Origin of the sequence: Rhizobium sp. P32RR-XVIII, from assembly GCF_012641395.1 — a bacterium.
Taxonomy (GTDB): domain Bacteria; phylum Pseudomonadota; class Alphaproteobacteria; order Rhizobiales; family Rhizobiaceae; genus Rhizobium.
Map to the genome: position 1 here is coordinate 850,708 of NZ_JABAIH010000001.1, position 14,568 is coordinate 865,275.

16 protein-coding genes are annotated in these 14,568 nt (G+C 62.7%); 7 read left to right on the plus strand and 9 right to left on the minus strand.

Annotated features, from left to right (window positions below; all coding sequences use genetic code 11):
* The first annotated feature begins 122 nt into the window (after positions 1–122).
* Positions 123–584 carry a BA14K family protein gene (locus HGP14_RS04295; protein ID WP_168828599.1) on the plus strand — a complete coding sequence of 154 codons (462 nt, stop codon included), beginning with the start codon at positions 123–125 and terminating at the stop codon, positions 582–584.
* Between the two features lie 55 nt (positions 585–639).
* On the opposite strand, the gene HGP14_RS04300 is transcribed toward HGP14_RS04295, so the two are convergent.
* Positions 640–1,635 (minus strand): transporter, encoded by a 996-nt coding sequence (locus tag HGP14_RS04300; protein ID WP_168828600.1) that lies wholly within the window; start codon positions 1,633–1,635, stop codon positions 640–642.
* Positions 1,636–1,829: 194 nt separating this feature from the next.
* Here HGP14_RS04300 and HGP14_RS04305 point away from each other — a divergent pair, with 194 nt between their 5' ends.
* From HGP14_RS04305 to HGP14_RS04325, 5 genes are all read left to right on the plus strand, one after another.
* Positions 1,830–3,608 (plus strand): acyl-CoA dehydrogenase, encoded by a 1,779-nt coding sequence (locus HGP14_RS04305; RefSeq protein WP_168828601.1) that lies wholly within the window; start codon positions 1,830–1,832, stop codon positions 3,606–3,608.
* 11 nt (positions 3,609–3,619) lie between these two features.
* A complete protein-coding gene (locus HGP14_RS04310; protein WP_168828602.1) occupies positions 3,620–4,372 on the plus strand; it encodes a crotonase/enoyl-CoA hydratase family protein in 753 nt (250 codons plus the stop codon).
* Positions 4,373–4,506: 134 nt separating this feature from the next.
* Positions 4,507–4,872 carry an ArsR/SmtB family transcription factor gene (locus tag HGP14_RS04315; RefSeq protein WP_168828603.1) on the plus strand — a complete coding sequence of 122 codons (366 nt, stop codon included), beginning with the start codon at positions 4,507–4,509 and terminating at the stop codon, positions 4,870–4,872.
* 4 nt (positions 4,873–4,876) lie between these two features.
* The gene (locus HGP14_RS04320) at positions 4,877–5,347 is read left to right on the plus strand and encodes an SRPBCC family protein (RefSeq protein WP_168828604.1); all 471 of its coding nucleotides are present in this window, start codon (positions 4,877–4,879) and stop codon (positions 5,345–5,347) included.
* 105 nt (positions 5,348–5,452) lie between these two features.
* Positions 5,453–6,118: a dihydrofolate reductase family protein gene (locus HGP14_RS04325; protein ID WP_168828605.1), complete on the plus strand. Its 666-nt coding sequence runs from the start codon at positions 5,453–5,455 to the stop codon at positions 6,116–6,118.
* A gap of 27 nt (positions 6,119–6,145) precedes the next feature.
* On the opposite strand, the gene HGP14_RS04330 is transcribed toward HGP14_RS04325, so the two are convergent.
* The 7 genes from HGP14_RS04330 to HGP14_RS04360 all read right to left on the minus strand — a co-directional run bounded on the left by HGP14_RS04330 (position 6,146) and on the right by HGP14_RS04360 (position 13,325).
* Complete coding sequence (locus HGP14_RS04330) at positions 6,146–7,396, minus strand: class I SAM-dependent RNA methyltransferase (RefSeq protein ID WP_168828606.1); 1,251 nt, start codon at positions 7,394–7,396, stop codon at positions 6,146–6,148.
* Positions 7,393–8,139 carry a TlyA family RNA methyltransferase gene (locus HGP14_RS04335; RefSeq protein WP_168828607.1) on the minus strand — a complete coding sequence of 249 codons (747 nt, stop codon included), beginning with the start codon at positions 8,137–8,139 and terminating at the stop codon, positions 7,393–7,395. Before HGP14_RS04335 ends, HGP14_RS04330 begins: the two co-directional genes overlap by 4 nt.
* 129 nt (positions 8,140–8,268) lie before the next feature.
* Positions 8,269–10,185 (minus strand): 1-deoxy-D-xylulose-5-phosphate synthase, encoded by a 1,917-nt coding sequence (gene dxs, locus HGP14_RS04340; RefSeq protein ID WP_168828608.1) that lies wholly within the window; start codon positions 10,183–10,185, stop codon positions 8,269–8,271.
* A 103-nt stretch (positions 10,186–10,288) separates the two neighbouring features.
* Positions 10,289–11,212, minus strand: a complete 924-nt coding sequence (locus tag HGP14_RS04345; protein WP_168828609.1) for a pirin family protein — start codon at positions 11,210–11,212, stop codon at positions 10,289–10,291.
* Positions 11,213–11,282: 70 nt separating this feature from the next.
* On the minus strand, positions 11,283–12,050 hold the full coding sequence (locus HGP14_RS04350) for an SDR family NAD(P)-dependent oxidoreductase (protein ID WP_168828610.1): 768 nt from the start codon (positions 12,048–12,050) through the stop codon (positions 11,283–11,285).
* Positions 12,051–12,135: 85 nt separating this feature from the next.
* Positions 12,136–12,387 carry an exodeoxyribonuclease VII small subunit gene (locus HGP14_RS04355; RefSeq protein ID WP_047507965.1) on the minus strand — a complete coding sequence of 84 codons (252 nt, stop codon included), beginning with the start codon at positions 12,385–12,387 and terminating at the stop codon, positions 12,136–12,138.
* Positions 12,388–12,389: 2 nt separating this feature from the next.
* On the minus strand, positions 12,390–13,325 hold the full coding sequence (locus HGP14_RS04360) for a histone deacetylase family protein (RefSeq protein WP_168828611.1): 936 nt from the start codon (positions 13,323–13,325) through the stop codon (positions 12,390–12,392).
* Between the two features lie 161 nt (positions 13,326–13,486).
* Here HGP14_RS04360 and HGP14_RS04365 point away from each other — a divergent pair, with 161 nt between their 5' ends.
* A complete protein-coding gene (locus HGP14_RS04365) occupies positions 13,487–13,888 on the plus strand; it encodes a thioesterase family protein (protein ID WP_168828612.1) in 402 nt (133 codons plus the stop codon).
* A 101-nt stretch (positions 13,889–13,989) separates the two neighbouring features.
* Here the strand turns inward: HGP14_RS04365 and HGP14_RS04370 are convergent, their stop codons facing one another.
* The gene (locus HGP14_RS04370; protein WP_168828613.1) at positions 13,990–14,553 is read right to left on the minus strand and encodes a biotin transporter BioY; all 564 of its coding nucleotides are present in this window, start codon (positions 14,551–14,553) and stop codon (positions 13,990–13,992) included.
* Positions 14,554–14,568 lie beyond the last annotated feature (15 nt).

A 14,568-nucleotide genomic window follows, 5' to 3' on the forward strand; every position in this document is an offset into this window, starting at 1 on the left:
TGAGCCGGTTAATCCCCGGTTCATTTGCGCTTTCGTAAGATCCAACCCGATGCCGAACGATGTGCGTTGGATACATACCGCCACGTCCTGACCCCTAGGTTCGCTGTGTAACGGAGAATGCAATGAATAGTCTCAGTAAAAAGCTTGCGACTGCCGTCCTTTCAGCCGCTGTTGTCCTGACCAGCTTCGTGCCGTCCCAAGCAATCCAGATGCCGACCTCGCCGCAGGTGGAAAAAACCGCGGATGTGCAGAATGTTCAGTACCGCCGCTATTATCGTCCGGGATATCGTCACGATTACCGTCCGGGCTGGTACGGTGGCTATCGCGGCTATCCCTCTTATCGCCGCGGCTATCGTCACTACAATGGCTACTGGTATCCGCTGGCTGCCTTCGGCGCAGGCGCGATTATCGGTGGCGCCATCGCTTCACAGCCGCGCTACGTCGCTCCGCCCCCGCCGCCGGCCTACGGTGCCAGCAGCGCCCACGTCGCCTGGTGCGCGAACCGCTACCGGTCGTACCGGGCCTACGACAACACCTTCCAGCCCTACAACGGCCCGCGCCAGCAGTGCTATTCGCCCTACTAAGGCTTTCCACAGCTTGAAAGGCTCTATAGCCCGGCCGCAATGCCGGGCTTTTCTTTCAAAGAATATTGACGCGCTTCAGCAGCCACCAGGCAAGCAACACCGAAGCGACGATCAGCGCCATTGCGTATTCGGTGCCGCCGGACCCCTGAGTGAAGGGCAGATTGGCGGTGTTCATGCCGAAAAAGCCGGTCACCAGCGTCGGCGGCAGCAGGAAGGCGGTCATCAGCGACAGAATGTAAAGGTGCCGGTTGGTCTCGGAGGACTGCTTCGAGTCGATTTCCTCGTGCAATAGACGGGCGCGTTCCTGCAACGCAAAGATATCGTGGTCGACTGCTTCCAGCCGGCTCGTCAGCCGGCTGGCAATATCCTCGAAGCCGAAGGGCATCTCGTCCTCGTCGGAAGCCGACGCGCGTCGCATGAGGGAGAGGACGTTTCGAAGGTGCCGGTGGAGGCGGACGATCGTGCGGCGCGCCGGCGCCAGCCGCCGCCGCTCATCGCGCGAAACATTGTCGTAAACGAAATCCTCGATGAGGTTCAGCTCTTCGGTAAGCTCCATCACCACGGAGATCAGCGTGCGCTGGAACTCGATCACCAGCAGCTCGAAGAGATCGACCGGCCGGGAGAACTTCGCCGGATTCTTCTCGATCATCGCGCGTGCCCGCTCGACGCTGCGCAGCGGCTGCAGCCGGGTAGTGACGATGAAGCGATCGGAGATCGCGAAATGCAGCCAGCCGAGATCGCTGGTGTCCTGGTCGAATTCGCGCTGGCAGTCGACCAGGGTACCGTAGAGCATCTGTTCGTCGACGGTAAGCGCAGCATGCGTGTCCCGCGTGGTCAGCGCGGCCTTGGCGTCCTCGGATAGGCCGTCAAGGCTATCGAGCAGGGCAGGGACGCGCGCATCCGCGAGATTGAGGTGCAGCCAGTAAAAACCTTCGCCGGATGCCAACTCTGCCGGAAAGGCGCTGTTCTGAAGGCGAACCGCTTTGCCACTTCCTGCCGGAAAACTGTAGGCCCAGACAAGGCCAGGTATGTTGGCAGGCAAGGTATCCATCAGCCGCGATCCTTTCGATGCGATCAGTCCCTAGAGATTCTTCATGACCGTTGTTTGTACAAGTGTGAAGGCCTGTGGGACCAAGATATCACCAATTCGAAAAGGAATTCGAAATTGACGTTTACGTAAAAATAAACTAGCTCTTCCAGCGGAGGCCCGGGGCTGCGGTTCCGTTCGAGATGCGAGGAGATGATATGTACAAGGCGCCCGTCGAGGACATCGCGTTCACTCTGAAACATGTCGCGGGACTGAGCGAGGCGATCGAAAAAGGCCTCCTCGGCGAACTCGGCGAGGACCTCGTCGATGCAATCCTGAGCGAAGCCGGCCGTTTTGCGACGGAAGAGGTCGCTCCACTGGCCGAGATCGGCGACCGGCAGGGCGCTCGTCTCATCGACGGTGAAGTGAAGACGCCGGACGGCTGGGCGAAGCTCTACCGGGATTGGATCGCGGGCGGCTGGAACGGTCTTTCAGCGCCTGAGGAATATGGCGGCCAGGGCCTGCCCCACATGTTGAACGTTGCTGCTCTCGAAATGTGGAACTCCGGCGCGACCGCCTTTGCGCTCTGCCCGACGCTGAGCATGGGCGCGGTCGAGGCACTGAGCGCCCACGGCAGCCCGGAGCTTCGGCAGAAATACCTCCCGAAGCTGATCTCCGGCGAATGGACGGGCACTATGAACCTCACCGAGCCGCAGGCCGGTTCGGACGTCGGTGCGCTGAAGAGCCGCGCCGAGCGGAGAGACGACGGCACATATCGGCTGTTCGGCCAGAAGATATTCATTACCTGGGGCGAACACGATGCGACGGATAACATCATCCATCTGGTGCTCGCTCACCTGCCGGATGCTCCGGCCGGCTCCCGCGGCATTTCGCTGTTCCTCGTGCCGAAATTCCTCGTCAACGACGATGGCTCGCTCGGAGCCCGAAACGACGTTTTCTGCCATTCGCTGGAACACAAGATGGGCATCCACGGCTCGCCCACCTGCACGATGATCTACGGCGACGGCAAGTTCGGCGGCGAGAAGGGCGCGATCGGCTGGCTTGTGGGCGAGGAGAACAAGGGCCTCAACTGCATGTTCACGATGATGAACAATGCGCGCCTCACGGTCGGCATGCAGGGGGTGGCGATCGCCGAAGCCGCGACGCAGAAAGCGATCGCCTATGCGAGCGAGCGCACGCAGGGCAGGGCGCCCGGCTGGACCGGCAGCGGCATGAGCCCGATCATCGAACATCCGGACGTCGCCCGCATGCTTCTGACGATGAAGGCGCTGACGCAAGGGTCCCGTGCCATCTCCTATGCCTGCGCCCATGCGATCGACATGGCCCACCGCTCGGCTTCGGACAAGCAGCACTGGCAGGAGCGCGCCGCGCTTCTGACGCCGATCGCCAAGTCCTTCTCGACCGACGCCGGCGTCGACGTCGCCTCGCTCGGCGTCCAGGTCCATGGCGGCATGGGCTACATCGAGGAGACGGGCGCTGCCCGCTTCCTGCGCGATGCCCGGATCGCACCGATCTACGAGGGCACGAACGGCATCCAGGCGATCGACCTCGTCACCCGCAAGCTGCCGCTTTCGAACGGTACTCAGGTGGCGGGCTTCATCGCCGAACTTCGCGAGATCGCCGATCAGGTGCGCAGTTCCAATCTCGATGGCTTCGGCGAAACGGCCGCACGGCTTGACGCGGCGATTGCCGATCTGGAGCAGGCAACTCTCTGGCTTTTGAAAGCGCAGGCCGATGGCAAGCTGACTGATGCCCTTTCGGGCGCCACACCCTATCAGCGCCTCTTCGGCCTGGTGCTGACCGGCTGCTATCTGGCCAAGGGCGGGCTTGCCAGCGTTTCGGACGGTGCGAACCAAAGCCGCATTGTGCTCTGCCGCTTTGCCGCCGAAAATCTCTTGTCGGAAACCGCAGCATTGAAGGATCGCGTCGTCAACGGCGCCGAAAGCCTCGCGGCCGCCCGCATCGCTCTTTCGTGAGGATCATCCCCATGTCCGATCACATCGTTGTCGAACAATCAGCAGCCCATCCCGGCATCCAGATCATTCGCTTCAACCGCCCGGAAAAGAAGAACGCGATCACTCGCGCCATGTATGTGCGGATGACGGAGGCGCTGAGGGCGGCGAACGAGGATAGTGCCATCCGGGCGACGGCTTTCCTCGGCACGGAGGGCGCTTTTTCCGCAGGCAACGATATCGGCGATTTTCTTGCCGCTGCGATGGGCGGCAGCCTGGGCAATGAACTCCTCGACTTTCTCTATGCGCTCGTCAATGCCGAAAAACCGCTGGTTTCCGGCGTCGATGGCCTGGCGATCGGCATCGGCACGACGATGCATATGCATTGCGACCTGACCATTGCATCCGACCGCAGCCAGTTCCGCACGCCCTTCGTCGATCTGGCGCTGGTGCCAGAGGCCGCCTCCAGCCTGATCGCACCGCGCCTCATGGGGCATCAGCGGGCCTTCGCGATGCTGGCAGCCGGTGAGGCCTTCTCTGCCAACGAGGCGAAGGATGCCGGGCTCGTCTGGAGGGTCTGCCCCGCGCCGGACGTTGAATTGCTGACGCTTGCGACGGCGGCCAAACTCGCCGCCAAGCCGCCGGAGGCCTTGAGGATCGCTCGCGATCTCATCCGCGGCGATCGTGCAGAAATCATCAAGCGTATTGATGACGAAGCCCGGCACTTCGCCGAGCGCCTGAAAAGTGCGGAAGCCCGCGCCGCCTTCGAAGCTTTCATGCGCCGCTAGAAACGCCATGTCGGCGATTGTCGCCGCCGGCCGCAAACGGTCTGCGGCGCGCGGGCGGTTTCAATTGCAAAGAAAGTTAGGCAAATGCCTAGGTATTTCTTGACTGCTAGGGTCTCAGCGCTATAGTTAGGTATATGCCTAACCAATCGCAGTCACTCGATCTGATGTTTCAAGCGCTGGCCGATCCGGCGCGTCGCAGTATGGTCGATCGTTTGTGCAAGGGGCCCGCATCGGTGAGCGAGTTGGCCGAGCCGCTCACCATGGCGCTGCCGTCGGTGCTTCAGCATCTGCAGATGCTGGAAGCGAGCGGCCTGGTGAAATCGGAAAAGGTCGGCCGCGTCCGCACCTGCCGCATCGAACCGTCCGCCCTCCGCTCGGCCGAGGCCTGGATCCATGACCGCCGGACATACTGGGAGCGCAGCCTCGACAGGTTGGGCGAGTATCTGAAAGCCAATCCGGAGATGCCGGAGACCACGGCAGAGCCAAAGGAAGAGGAGTAAGAGCATGTCTGACTACAGCACGGTCCATTCCACCTTCTCGGTCGAGCGCACCTATGAGGTCCCGGCTGCGCGCGTCTTCGCCGCCTGGTCGGATCCCAAGGCCCGCCTGCAATGGGAGGCGATCGGCGAGAATTTCACGACGACCTACACGCAGAACGACTTTCGCGTGGGGGGCCGTGATGTCAGCAGGTTCAATTTCGGCAAGGATGACGAATATGTCGCCGATGCCCGCTACGAGGACATCGTGCAGGACCGGCGTATCGTCTATGCCTATACGATGTCGCACAACGAGCGCCGCATCTCCGCGTCGCTGACGACCATCAGCCTGATGCCGATTTCGGAAGGCACCCACGTCGTCTTGACCGAACAGATCACCATCCTTGATGGCGGCGACAAGGTTGAATACCGGCAGGCAGGCATCGCCAGCCAGCTCGACCAGCTGGGCGTCTTCCTTGCCAGCGAGAAGGTCGGTTAACCCAGATCACCGGACGCGAGCCGAGGCGCGAAAAAATCCGGACCGAGGTGTCGTATTCGCAAGCCCCGCTCCGTCCTTGCTGCAGAAACAACGGGAGATCTGAAAATGAGAAAAGTCGTTGCAGCAGCATTCGTCAGCCTGGATGGCGTCATGCAGGCGCCCGGCGGGCCGCAGGAGGATACGACGGGCGGTTTCAAATATGGCGGCTGGCTCGTCCCCTACTCGGACGAGCGCATACGGGAATTCATAGACGGGATGTTCTCGACCCCCTTCGACCTTCTGCTCGGACACACGACCTACGAAATTTTCGCCGCGTACTGGCCCTTCATCGGTGACGAGAGCCCCATCGCGGCGCGCTTCAACAGGGTGACGAAATACGTCGCCACCTCCTCGCCGGAGCCGCTGACCTGGGCGAAATCCATTGCCCTCAGCGGGGACGTCGCCGCGGAGGTCGCCCGGCTGAAGCAGGGGGCTGGTCCTAGGTTGCTGACCCAGGGAAGCGGCCGCCTTCTACAGACCTTGATGGCACATGATCTGATCGACGAGTTCCGGATATTGACCTTTCCGCTCATGCTCGGCCGCGGCAAGCGTCTCTTCCGCGATGGCATACAACCGGGCGCACTGAAGCTCACCGAGACGGCCATTTCCACGACCGGTGTCGTCATGAGCGTCTACGAGCGCGCCGGCGAGATCCGCACCGGATCGTTCGGGCCCGATAGTCCGTCCGAGGCCGAGATTGCCCGCCGCGAGCGGATGAAGCGCCAAGGCTGAGGCTGGGTTGCCAGCCGTAGTTCCGGATTACTTCTCCAGCGTCGCCACGACCTCGACATGCGAGGTCCAGAGGAACTGGTCGATCGGCGTGACGCTGGTGACGCGGTAGCCACCCTCGACGAGGATCGCCAGATCGCGCGCCAGCGTCTGCGGATTGCAGCTGACGGCGGCGATCTTCTTCACCGCCGAGCGCGCCAGTTCCTTGCATTGGAACTCCGCTCCGGCGCGCGGGGGATCGAAGACCACCGCATCGTAGACCTTCAGCTCCGATGTCATCAGCGGACGGCGGAAGAGGTCGCGCTTTTCGACGCTAACCTGCTTCAGCCCCTGCGCCTTACGGGCGCCGAGGTCCAGCGCCGCAAGCGCCTTGTCGTCGCCTTCGACGGCGTGGACCCGGCCGATCCGCGCAAGCCGAAGCGAGAATGTGCCCGCGCCGGCAAAGAGATCGGCGATGCGCTTTGCCTTGCCAAGATGAGCCAGCACCAGCTCGGCCATCGCATCTTCGGCGGGCTTCGTCGCCTGCGTGAACCCGCCGGCGGGCGGCGAGACCTGCACGCCACCGAAGTCGACGATCGGCTTCTGCGGCTCGACGAGGATTTCGCCGTTCAGCGAAACGCGGGCGATGCCGCGTATGCCGAGCACGGTCTCGACGGCCTTGCGGCGCTGCTGGTCAGACAATTTCTTGATGCTGTCCACGGCCAGATCGAGCCCGGACAGCGTTTCGAGAACCGAGATGCGGAAGGGTTCGGCGCTTGTCGCAAGTGCTGCGCCGATCGCCTTGATCGCCGGTAGCCGCGCCACGATCCCCGCCGACGAGATGGGACATTCCTCGATTGCCACGATGTGATGGCTTTCAGCCTGGTTGAAGCCGATCAGCATGTCCTTCTCGGTCTTGCGCGCCGCAAAAACCACGCGGCGACGCTCGCCGGGATGCGCCGGGACGATTTCGCCGACTTCGGCCGTAATTCCCTGCGATTTCAGAGCGTCGATCACCAGCTGCCGCTTGAACGCGCGGTACGGCGCATCGGCCATGTGTTGCAGCGTGCAGCCGCCGCAGGTCCCGTTGACGCCATCCGGCCCGAAGTGGCGGCAAGGCGGTTCCTGCCGGTTGGGAGAAGGCTGGGCGATCGACATGATGGTGCCGTGGTTCTTGACGCGCGCGATCGCCACGCTTTCGCCAGGAAGCGAGAACGGCACATAGATCGGGCCGTCCGGCCCGATGGCAATCCCGTCGCCCTGGCCGCCGAGTTTCTGGATGGTGACTGTTTCGGTGCTCACGGCTTCGTTCCTGCCAATAGAAATTCCTGATTGCCGTCGCCGCCTGCGATCGGGGAGGGGATAAGGCCAAGGCTGTTCCAGTCCATGTCGTCGACGAACCAGCGCTCCAATTCGGCCGCCACCGCGGGCGCGGAGGAGGGGACCTTCAACAGCCCACCCTTGCCGATCGCCTCGCGCCCGGCCTCGAATTGCGGCTTGACCAGCAGCGCTGCAATCGCGCCCGGCTCGGCAATCCGCAATGCAGGTGCGAGCGCCAGCTTTAGCGAAATGAACGATACATCCGAGACGACGAAGGTCACCGGCCGGCCGATATCCTCTGCCGTCAGATTGCGGGCGTTCAGTCCCTCGATATTGGTGACTCGCGGATCGGCCGAGATGCGCGGATGCATCTGCCCGTGACCGACATCGATGGCGGTCACATGCGCCGCACCGCGCTCGAGCAGTACTTCCGTGAAGCCGCCCGTGGAAGCGCCGATGTCGAGACAATGGTGGCCGGCCGGATCGAGACGGAAATGATCGAGCGCCGCGATGAGCTTCAGCGCCGCGCGGGACACATAGTCCTGCGCCGGATCGTCGATCTCGATTGTGGCATCTTCCGCAAACAGAGCCCCCGGCTTGGTGATGACGTTGCCGGCGACCTTCACGGTGCCGCGGGCAACGGCGTCTCGCGCCCGCGAGCGGCTGGCAAAAAGGCCGAGGCTCACGAGAAGCTGATCGAGGCGTTGGGTGTTCTGATCGGACATCGGCTGTCCATGACCGGCAAGGCCGCCGCTTGCAAGCTTTTTGTTTGCGGCAGCGATCAGCAATCCCAGAACCGCAGCAGGCTTTGTCGCGCTATCGGGAACCTGCGCAGCTCCAGGCTCCGGCTATCCTTAGCCGGCAACGCCGACGGCTGCGCTACCGCCCAAAGCCTTGAACACCGTCGAAACGATCCCCGCGCGGTCGAGACCGGCATGGGCGTTCATCATCTCGGGTTTCGCCTGCTCCACCCATATATCCGGCATCACCAGCGAGCGGATCTTCAGCCCGTTGTCCAGCAGCCCTTCCATCGCGAGGTACTGCATTACATGGCTGCCGAAGCCGCCGACGGCGCCTTCTTCGACGGTGATCAGCACTTCGTGATGGCGGGCAAGCTGACGGATCAGTTCATGGTCCAGGGGCTTCGCAAAGCGAGCGTCGGCAACCGTCGTCGAGAGGCCCGAAGCGTCGAGGTCTTCTGCCGCCAGCAAGCAGTCCGCGAGCCGCGTGCCGAAGGAGAGCAGCGCTACCTTCGTGCCTTCCTTGACGATGCGGCCCTTGCCGATCTGCAGGATCTCCCCACGCGCCGGCATATCGATGCCGACGCCTTCGCCACGCGGATAGCGGAAGGAGATCGGACCGGCATCATAGGCTGCGGCTGTGCGCACCATATGCTTCAGTTCGGCCTCGTCGGCAGCCGCCATCACCACGAAACCGGGCAGGGTGGCAAGGAATGTCGTATCGAACGAACCCGCATGCGTCGGGCCGTCGGCGCCAACAAAACCGGCCCGGTCGATCGGGAAGCGGACCGGCAGGCCCTGGATCGCGACATCGTGGACGACCTGGTCATAGGCTCGCTGCAGGAAGGTGGAATAGAGCGCGGCGAAGGGCTTGTAGCCTTCGGCGGCGAGGCCGGCGGCGAAGGTGACCGCATGCTGTTCGGCGATCCCCACATCGAAACAGCGGGCAGGGAAGACCTCGGCAAGCTTGTCGAGGCCCGTACCATTCGGCATTGCGGCAGTGATCCCGATGATCTTGTCGTCGAGTTTCGCTTCCTGCACCAGCGCTTCGGCGAACACGCTCGTATAGCTCGGCGCATTCGGCTTGACCTTGGCCTGCGCCCCGGTGATGACGTCGAACTTGTTGACGCCATGGTACTTGTCGGCGGCGGCTTCGGCGGGCGGGTAACCCTTGCCTTTCTGCGTCACGACATGGATCAGCACCGGTCCCTGCGCATTGTCGCGCACGTTGCGCAGCACGGGGAGCAGATGCTCAAAGGAATGGCCATCGATCGGACCGATATGGTAGAACCCCATTTCCTCGAACATGGTCCCGCCGGTCACGTAGCCACGCGCATGCTCGACGGCGCGGGTGATCGCACTATCGACCTTCTTGCCGAGATAACCGGTCAGCTTCTTTCCGAGATCGCGGAAGCCCATGTAAGTGCGACCCGAGGCAAGGCGCGCGAGATAAGCACTCATCGCACCTGTCGGCGGGGCGATCGACATGTCGTTGTCGTTGAGGATGACAATGAGCCGCGCATCCAGCGCCCCGGCATTGTTCAGCGCCTCGTAGGCCATGCCGGCAGACATCGCGCCGTCGCCGATGACGGCAATCACGCGCCGGTCGGTCTTGTCGAGTTCGGCGGCAACCGCCATGCCGAGACCGGCGGAAATCGAGGTCGAGGAATGCGCCGCCCCGAAGGGATCGTATTCGCTCTCGGCGCGCCGCGTGAAACCGGAAAGACCGCCTTCCTGGCGCAGCGTGCGGATGCGGTCCCGGCGGCCGGTAAGAATCTTGTGGGGATAACACTGGTGGCCGACGTCGAAGATCAGCCGGTCGTTAGGTGTATTGAACACGCTGTGAATGGCAACAGTCAGCTCGACGACCCCAAGGCCTGCCCCAAGATGACCCCCGGTGCGCGATACCGCGTCGATCATCTCGTCGCGGACCTCGCGCGCAAGCTGCGGCAGGTCACGATCCTCGAGCTTGCGCAGGTCTGCGGGATATTTGACCTGATCGAGCAACGGGGTTTTCGGAGGATTTGTCACGGGCGGGCGCTCTTTGTTATCGTTCTTGGGTTTTGTTTATTCGATTAGATTGCGGCAAAACAAATGCATTTCAAGAACCGCAAGCATTTAATTCTAAAGGAATTCAGCCCTCAGGCAAAGGCACGAATTCCTCTTCGTCCCCCGGCACGATATCGAAGCGGCCGGTACGCCATTCCTCCTTCGCCTTCTCGATCCGCTCCTTGGAAGAAGAGACGAAGTTCCACCAGATGTAGCGCTTGGAGTTCAGGGCCGCACCCCCGAAGAGCATCAGGTGACAGCCTGCGGGTCCCGCTTCAAGCGTGATGGTATCGCCTGGACGGAAGACGAGCAGCTGATCCGCCGCAAAGCGATCGCCGGCGACGATGACCTCGCCTGAAAGCACATAGACGGCGCGCTCCTCATGAGCCGCACCGAAGGGAAACTTGGCGCCGGGCGCGAAGGCGAGATCGGCGTAAAGCGTATCGGAGAAGACTTCGACCGGCGACAACAGCCCTTCGAACGAGCCGATCACGACCCGGCCCGTGACGCCGCCGTCATCAATCAGCGGCATGTCACTCCTCTCCGTGTGTGCGAAGGCCGGATCGATCTCCTCCTTCTCGTCGGGCAGCGCCAGCCAGGTCTGCAGGCCGGACATCGAAAGGGGATGACCGCGCAGATTGTCTGGTGTGCGCTCCGAATGCACGATGCCGCGCCCGGCCGTCATCAGATTGATGTCGCCGGGGCGGATCACCTTTTCGGTGCCGAGGCTGTCGAGATGCCGGATTTCGCCATCGAAGAGATAGGTGACGGTCGAAAGCCCGATATGCGGATGCGGCTTCACGTCGAGCGCCTCGTCGGGCTTCAGGATCGCCGGACCCATCCGGTCGAAGAAGATAAACGGCCCCACCAACCGCCGCTGCCGCGTCGGAAGGGCCCGCCGCACCTGGAAGCCACCGATGTCGCTCGTGCGCGGGATAATCAGGTTCTCGATCGCGTCGCAGGCGAAAGTATCGCCAGGCAGCGGGTCTTTACCGGGGAAGAAGGACATGAGGTTCTCCGAGCGCTGGGGTGCCGCCAGAAATAGCGCCTGGCGGACCGCAGCGAAAGGGGCCAAATTGTCAGATGGCCGTAAAGCCGTTGTCGACGAAGAGATGCGCGCCGTTGACGAAGCTCGATTCATCGCTTGCCAGATAGAGCGCGGCCCTCGCGACATCTTCCGGTTCGCCGATCCGCCCCTGCTGCGCAGCGATCGCCGCGTCAGAGACATCGACGCCAAGCGCCTGCAGCTCGGTCACCTCCCGCAGCCCGTGCGGCGTGCGTATGAAGCCGGGGCAGACGGCATTGCAGCGGATATTGCGGTCGCGGAATTCCACCGCAATCGCCCGGGCGAACATGTGCACCGCGCCCTTGGTCGTGTCGTAGAGCACCTCCATCGGCGTTGCCGCCACGGCGGAGATGGACGAGGTGCAGACGATTGACCCGCCGCCCGCCACGATCATCTTCGGCAGCACGGCCCTGGTCATCAGGAACATCGAGCGGACATTGACGGCATGCAGCCAATCCCATTCCTCCAGCGTCGTTTCCAGGAACGGCTTGATGACGATGGTGCCGGCATGATTGAAGAGCACGGTTACGGCGCCATAGCGCTCCTCGACGCCGGCAACCGCAGCATTCACCGCTTTTTCGTCGGAGACGTCGGCAATCCAGGAGTCCGCTTCACCGCCTGCATCGCGGATCGCCGCTGTTGTTTGGGCCGCCGCCTCGCCATTGCGGTCGATGATCGCGACGCGTGCGCCTTCGGCCGCAAACAGCTTTGACGCTGCGCCGCCCATGCCCGTCGCGCCGCCCGAGATGATGGCAACCTTGCCCTTCAGCCTGTCCGTCATTCTGAACCGTTCCCCTGTTGTGTCCAGGCGGATGGTAGACCGACGGCCTGCTTCCGGCCAGAGATTTCGGGGAATGTCTTGGGGGTCAGGCTCCGTCCAGCGGCTCGACGCCCTGCGGCTTGCCGGCGCGGTCGAGCCTGATCTTCTCGATGCGGTTTTCGGCGGCCGAAAGCAGGGTTTCGCAGTGCTTCTTCAGCGCTTCGCCACGCTCGTAGATCTCGATGGATTCGTCCAGCGCCACGTCGCCGCGCTCAAGGCGGGCAACGATGCTTTCGAGTTCGGCAACCGCCTTCTCGAAGGAAAGACCGGAAACCTCCGGCTTGGCGTTGTCAGTCATACTCAACCCTTCATCAATCGAAGCACATGCAGGCCCGCCGATTCGGCGAGTCCTTCCAGATCATACCCGCCTTCCAGCAGGCTGACGACCCGGTTGGAGGCACTTTTGTCGGCTATCTCCAGGAGTCTGCCGGTCGCCCAGTCGAAATCCTCGCCGACAAGATTGATCTGCGCCAGCGGATCGCGGTGATGCGCATCGAAGCCCGCGGAGATGATGATGAGATCCGGCCGGAAATCGCTGAGAGCGGGAAGCACGCGCGATTTGAACGCCTCACGGAATTGCTCGCTGCCGACGTTTGGAGAAAGCGGCGCGTTGACGATCGTGCCGTGCTTGCCCGTCTCGTCCTTGGCGCCGGTGCCGGGGTAGAGCGGCATCTGGTGCGTCGAGCAGAAGAGGACGGAACGATCATCCCAGAAGATGTCCTGCGTGCCGTTGCCATGGTGCACGTCCCAATCGACGATGGCGACGCGCTCGGCGCCGTGGCGCTTCTGGGCATGGCGGGCGGCAATCGCGGCATTGTTGAAGAAGCAGAAGCCCATCGCCGTCGTCTTTTCGGCATGGTGGCCCGGCGGACGGGCGGCGACGAACACGTTGTCGGCCTGGCCGGTGAACACGTCGTCGACCGCAGCCATGGCCGCCCCGACGCCGGTCAGCGCCGCCTGCAGGCTCTTGGGGCTCGCATAGGTGTCGGCCTCGATCTGGTTGATCTCGCCATCCTCTTCCGGGATATGGCGCATGACCGCGCGAAGATGGTCCTCCGGGTGGGCAAGCAGCACGGCCTCTTCACTTGCCAGCGGCGCTTCCTTCCGGTCCAGCCGCGCGAAGTTCGGATGGCCGAGCGCGACGTTGATCGCTCGGACCCGGTCCGGCCGCTCCGGGTGGCCTGCGGGGGTTACATGCTCGAGAAAGATCGGGTGTTCGTAAAGGCGGGTGCTCATGCGGATACTCTTATGGCTTACGCCGGTCGGGATCCACACCAGATGGCGCGAATGCCGGCGATTTCAACATTCGCACGCTATCGTGACCGTTTGATCTCCACGGTTTACTTCAGTCTGCCCCGCCATTAGGCTTTGAGTATGGGATGGGGACAGGCAGGCATATGGCAAAGTCAAAACGCTCGAATGTAGCGGAAATACGCGTGCCCTATCGGGATGTGGACATGCAGGGCCAGATGTTCCTCTCGTGCTATATTTCCTATGCCGAAGCCGTACTTACCAATTTCTGGTCCTTGCGGCCCCAATTGAGCGACGAGCCCATTTATACCGTCAGCAAGATTACCTGCAATCTGCACCGGCCGCTGCACTACGATGATATCGTGGAATTCACCCCCGCGGTCGACAAGATCGGCGTCCGTTCTGTCGGGTTCCTGATTGCCGTCGAGGTGGAAGATGAGCGCGCCGCCGAAGTCGAAATCATCTGGCAGGCGCATGAGCGTGAAGACCAGTCCCTCACCGCAATCCCAGAAGAGACGCGCGACTGGCTTTATACTTTCCTCGACTAGAGCGCCGTGCGTCCGAATGGACGCACAAAGGACGCTCTACCTCTTTGAAACTAGAGCATCTTATCTGCACCCAAGGCGAGCCCACCTGGATGCAGGATGCTCTAGGCGCGAGCCGGGAGCAACGGATAGCCTGCCATGACGGCGCGGCCGACGAGCGCTGCAACGAATGCCTTGATGACGTCACCTGGGATGAAAGCCATCGAACCGAGGAAAGCCTGCCGAAGGCCAAGCCCGGCCGCGACTGCCAGATAGGCGATCCCGCAAGCGTAGAGGACGACGATGCCGCCGATCATCGATGCGAGGAAGAAGCCGACCGTCTGGACCAGACCGGACTGCTCGGCCCTTACCAGGCGCTCGCTGAGGTAACCTGTCACAAAGGCGGCAAAGAGCCAGCCGATGAGGAAGCCCGCCGTCGGTCCTGCAAAGGCAGCAAGGCCGCCGCGGCCGCCGGAAAGAACCGGAAGGCCGATCGCGACCAGAACCTGGACGATCAGCACGGCCATCGCCCCGCGGCGCGCCCCAAGCACAACGCCCGCCATCATAACACCGAGCGACTGGGCCGTGATCGGTACCGGGATGAAGCCGAGGGTGATCGGCGGCAAAATGCCGAGCGCCACGATGATGGCTGCGAAGAGGGCAGAGAGAACGAGGTCGCGGGTACTCATCATCGGCTCCGTGTT

Coding starts and splice junctions, on each gene's coding strand:
- HGP14_RS04295 (WP_168828599.1), top strand. CDS start 123: ATGAATAGTCTCAGTAAAAAGCTTGCGACTGCCGTCCTTTCAGCCGCT.
- HGP14_RS04300 (WP_168828600.1), bottom strand. CDS start 1,635: ATGGATACCTTGCCTGCCAACATACCTGGCCTTGTCTGGGCCTACAGT.
- HGP14_RS04305 (WP_168828601.1), top strand. CDS start 1,830: ATGTACAAGGCGCCCGTCGAGGACATCGCGTTCACTCTGAAACATGTC.
- HGP14_RS04310 (WP_168828602.1), top strand. CDS start 3,620: ATGTCCGATCACATCGTTGTCGAACAATCAGCAGCCCATCCCGGCATC.
- HGP14_RS04315 (WP_168828603.1), top strand. CDS start 4,507: ATGCCTAACCAATCGCAGTCACTCGATCTGATGTTTCAAGCGCTGGCC.
- HGP14_RS04320 (WP_168828604.1), top strand. CDS start 4,877: ATGTCTGACTACAGCACGGTCCATTCCACCTTCTCGGTCGAGCGCACC.
- HGP14_RS04325 (WP_168828605.1), top strand. CDS start 5,453: ATGAGAAAAGTCGTTGCAGCAGCATTCGTCAGCCTGGATGGCGTCATG.
- HGP14_RS04335 (WP_168828607.1), bottom strand. CDS start 8,139: ATGTCCGATCAGAACACCCAACGCCTCGATCAGCTTCTCGTGAGCCTC.
- HGP14_RS04345 (WP_168828609.1), bottom strand. CDS start 11,212: ATGTCCTTCTTCCCCGGTAAAGACCCGCTGCCTGGCGATACTTTCGCC.
- HGP14_RS04350 (WP_168828610.1), bottom strand. CDS start 12,050: ATGACGGACAGGCTGAAGGGCAAGGTTGCCATCATCTCGGGCGGCGCG.
- HGP14_RS04355 (WP_047507965.1), bottom strand. CDS start 12,387: ATGACTGACAACGCCAAGCCGGAGGTTTCCGGTCTTTCCTTCGAGAAG.
- HGP14_RS04360 (WP_168828611.1), bottom strand. CDS start 13,325: ATGAGCACCCGCCTTTACGAACACCCGATCTTTCTCGAGCATGTAACC.
- HGP14_RS04365 (WP_168828612.1), top strand. CDS start 13,487: ATGGCAAAGTCAAAACGCTCGAATGTAGCGGAAATACGCGTGCCCTAT.
- HGP14_RS04370 (WP_168828613.1), bottom strand. CDS start 14,553: ATGAGTACCCGCGACCTCGTTCTCTCTGCCCTCTTCGCAGCCATCATC.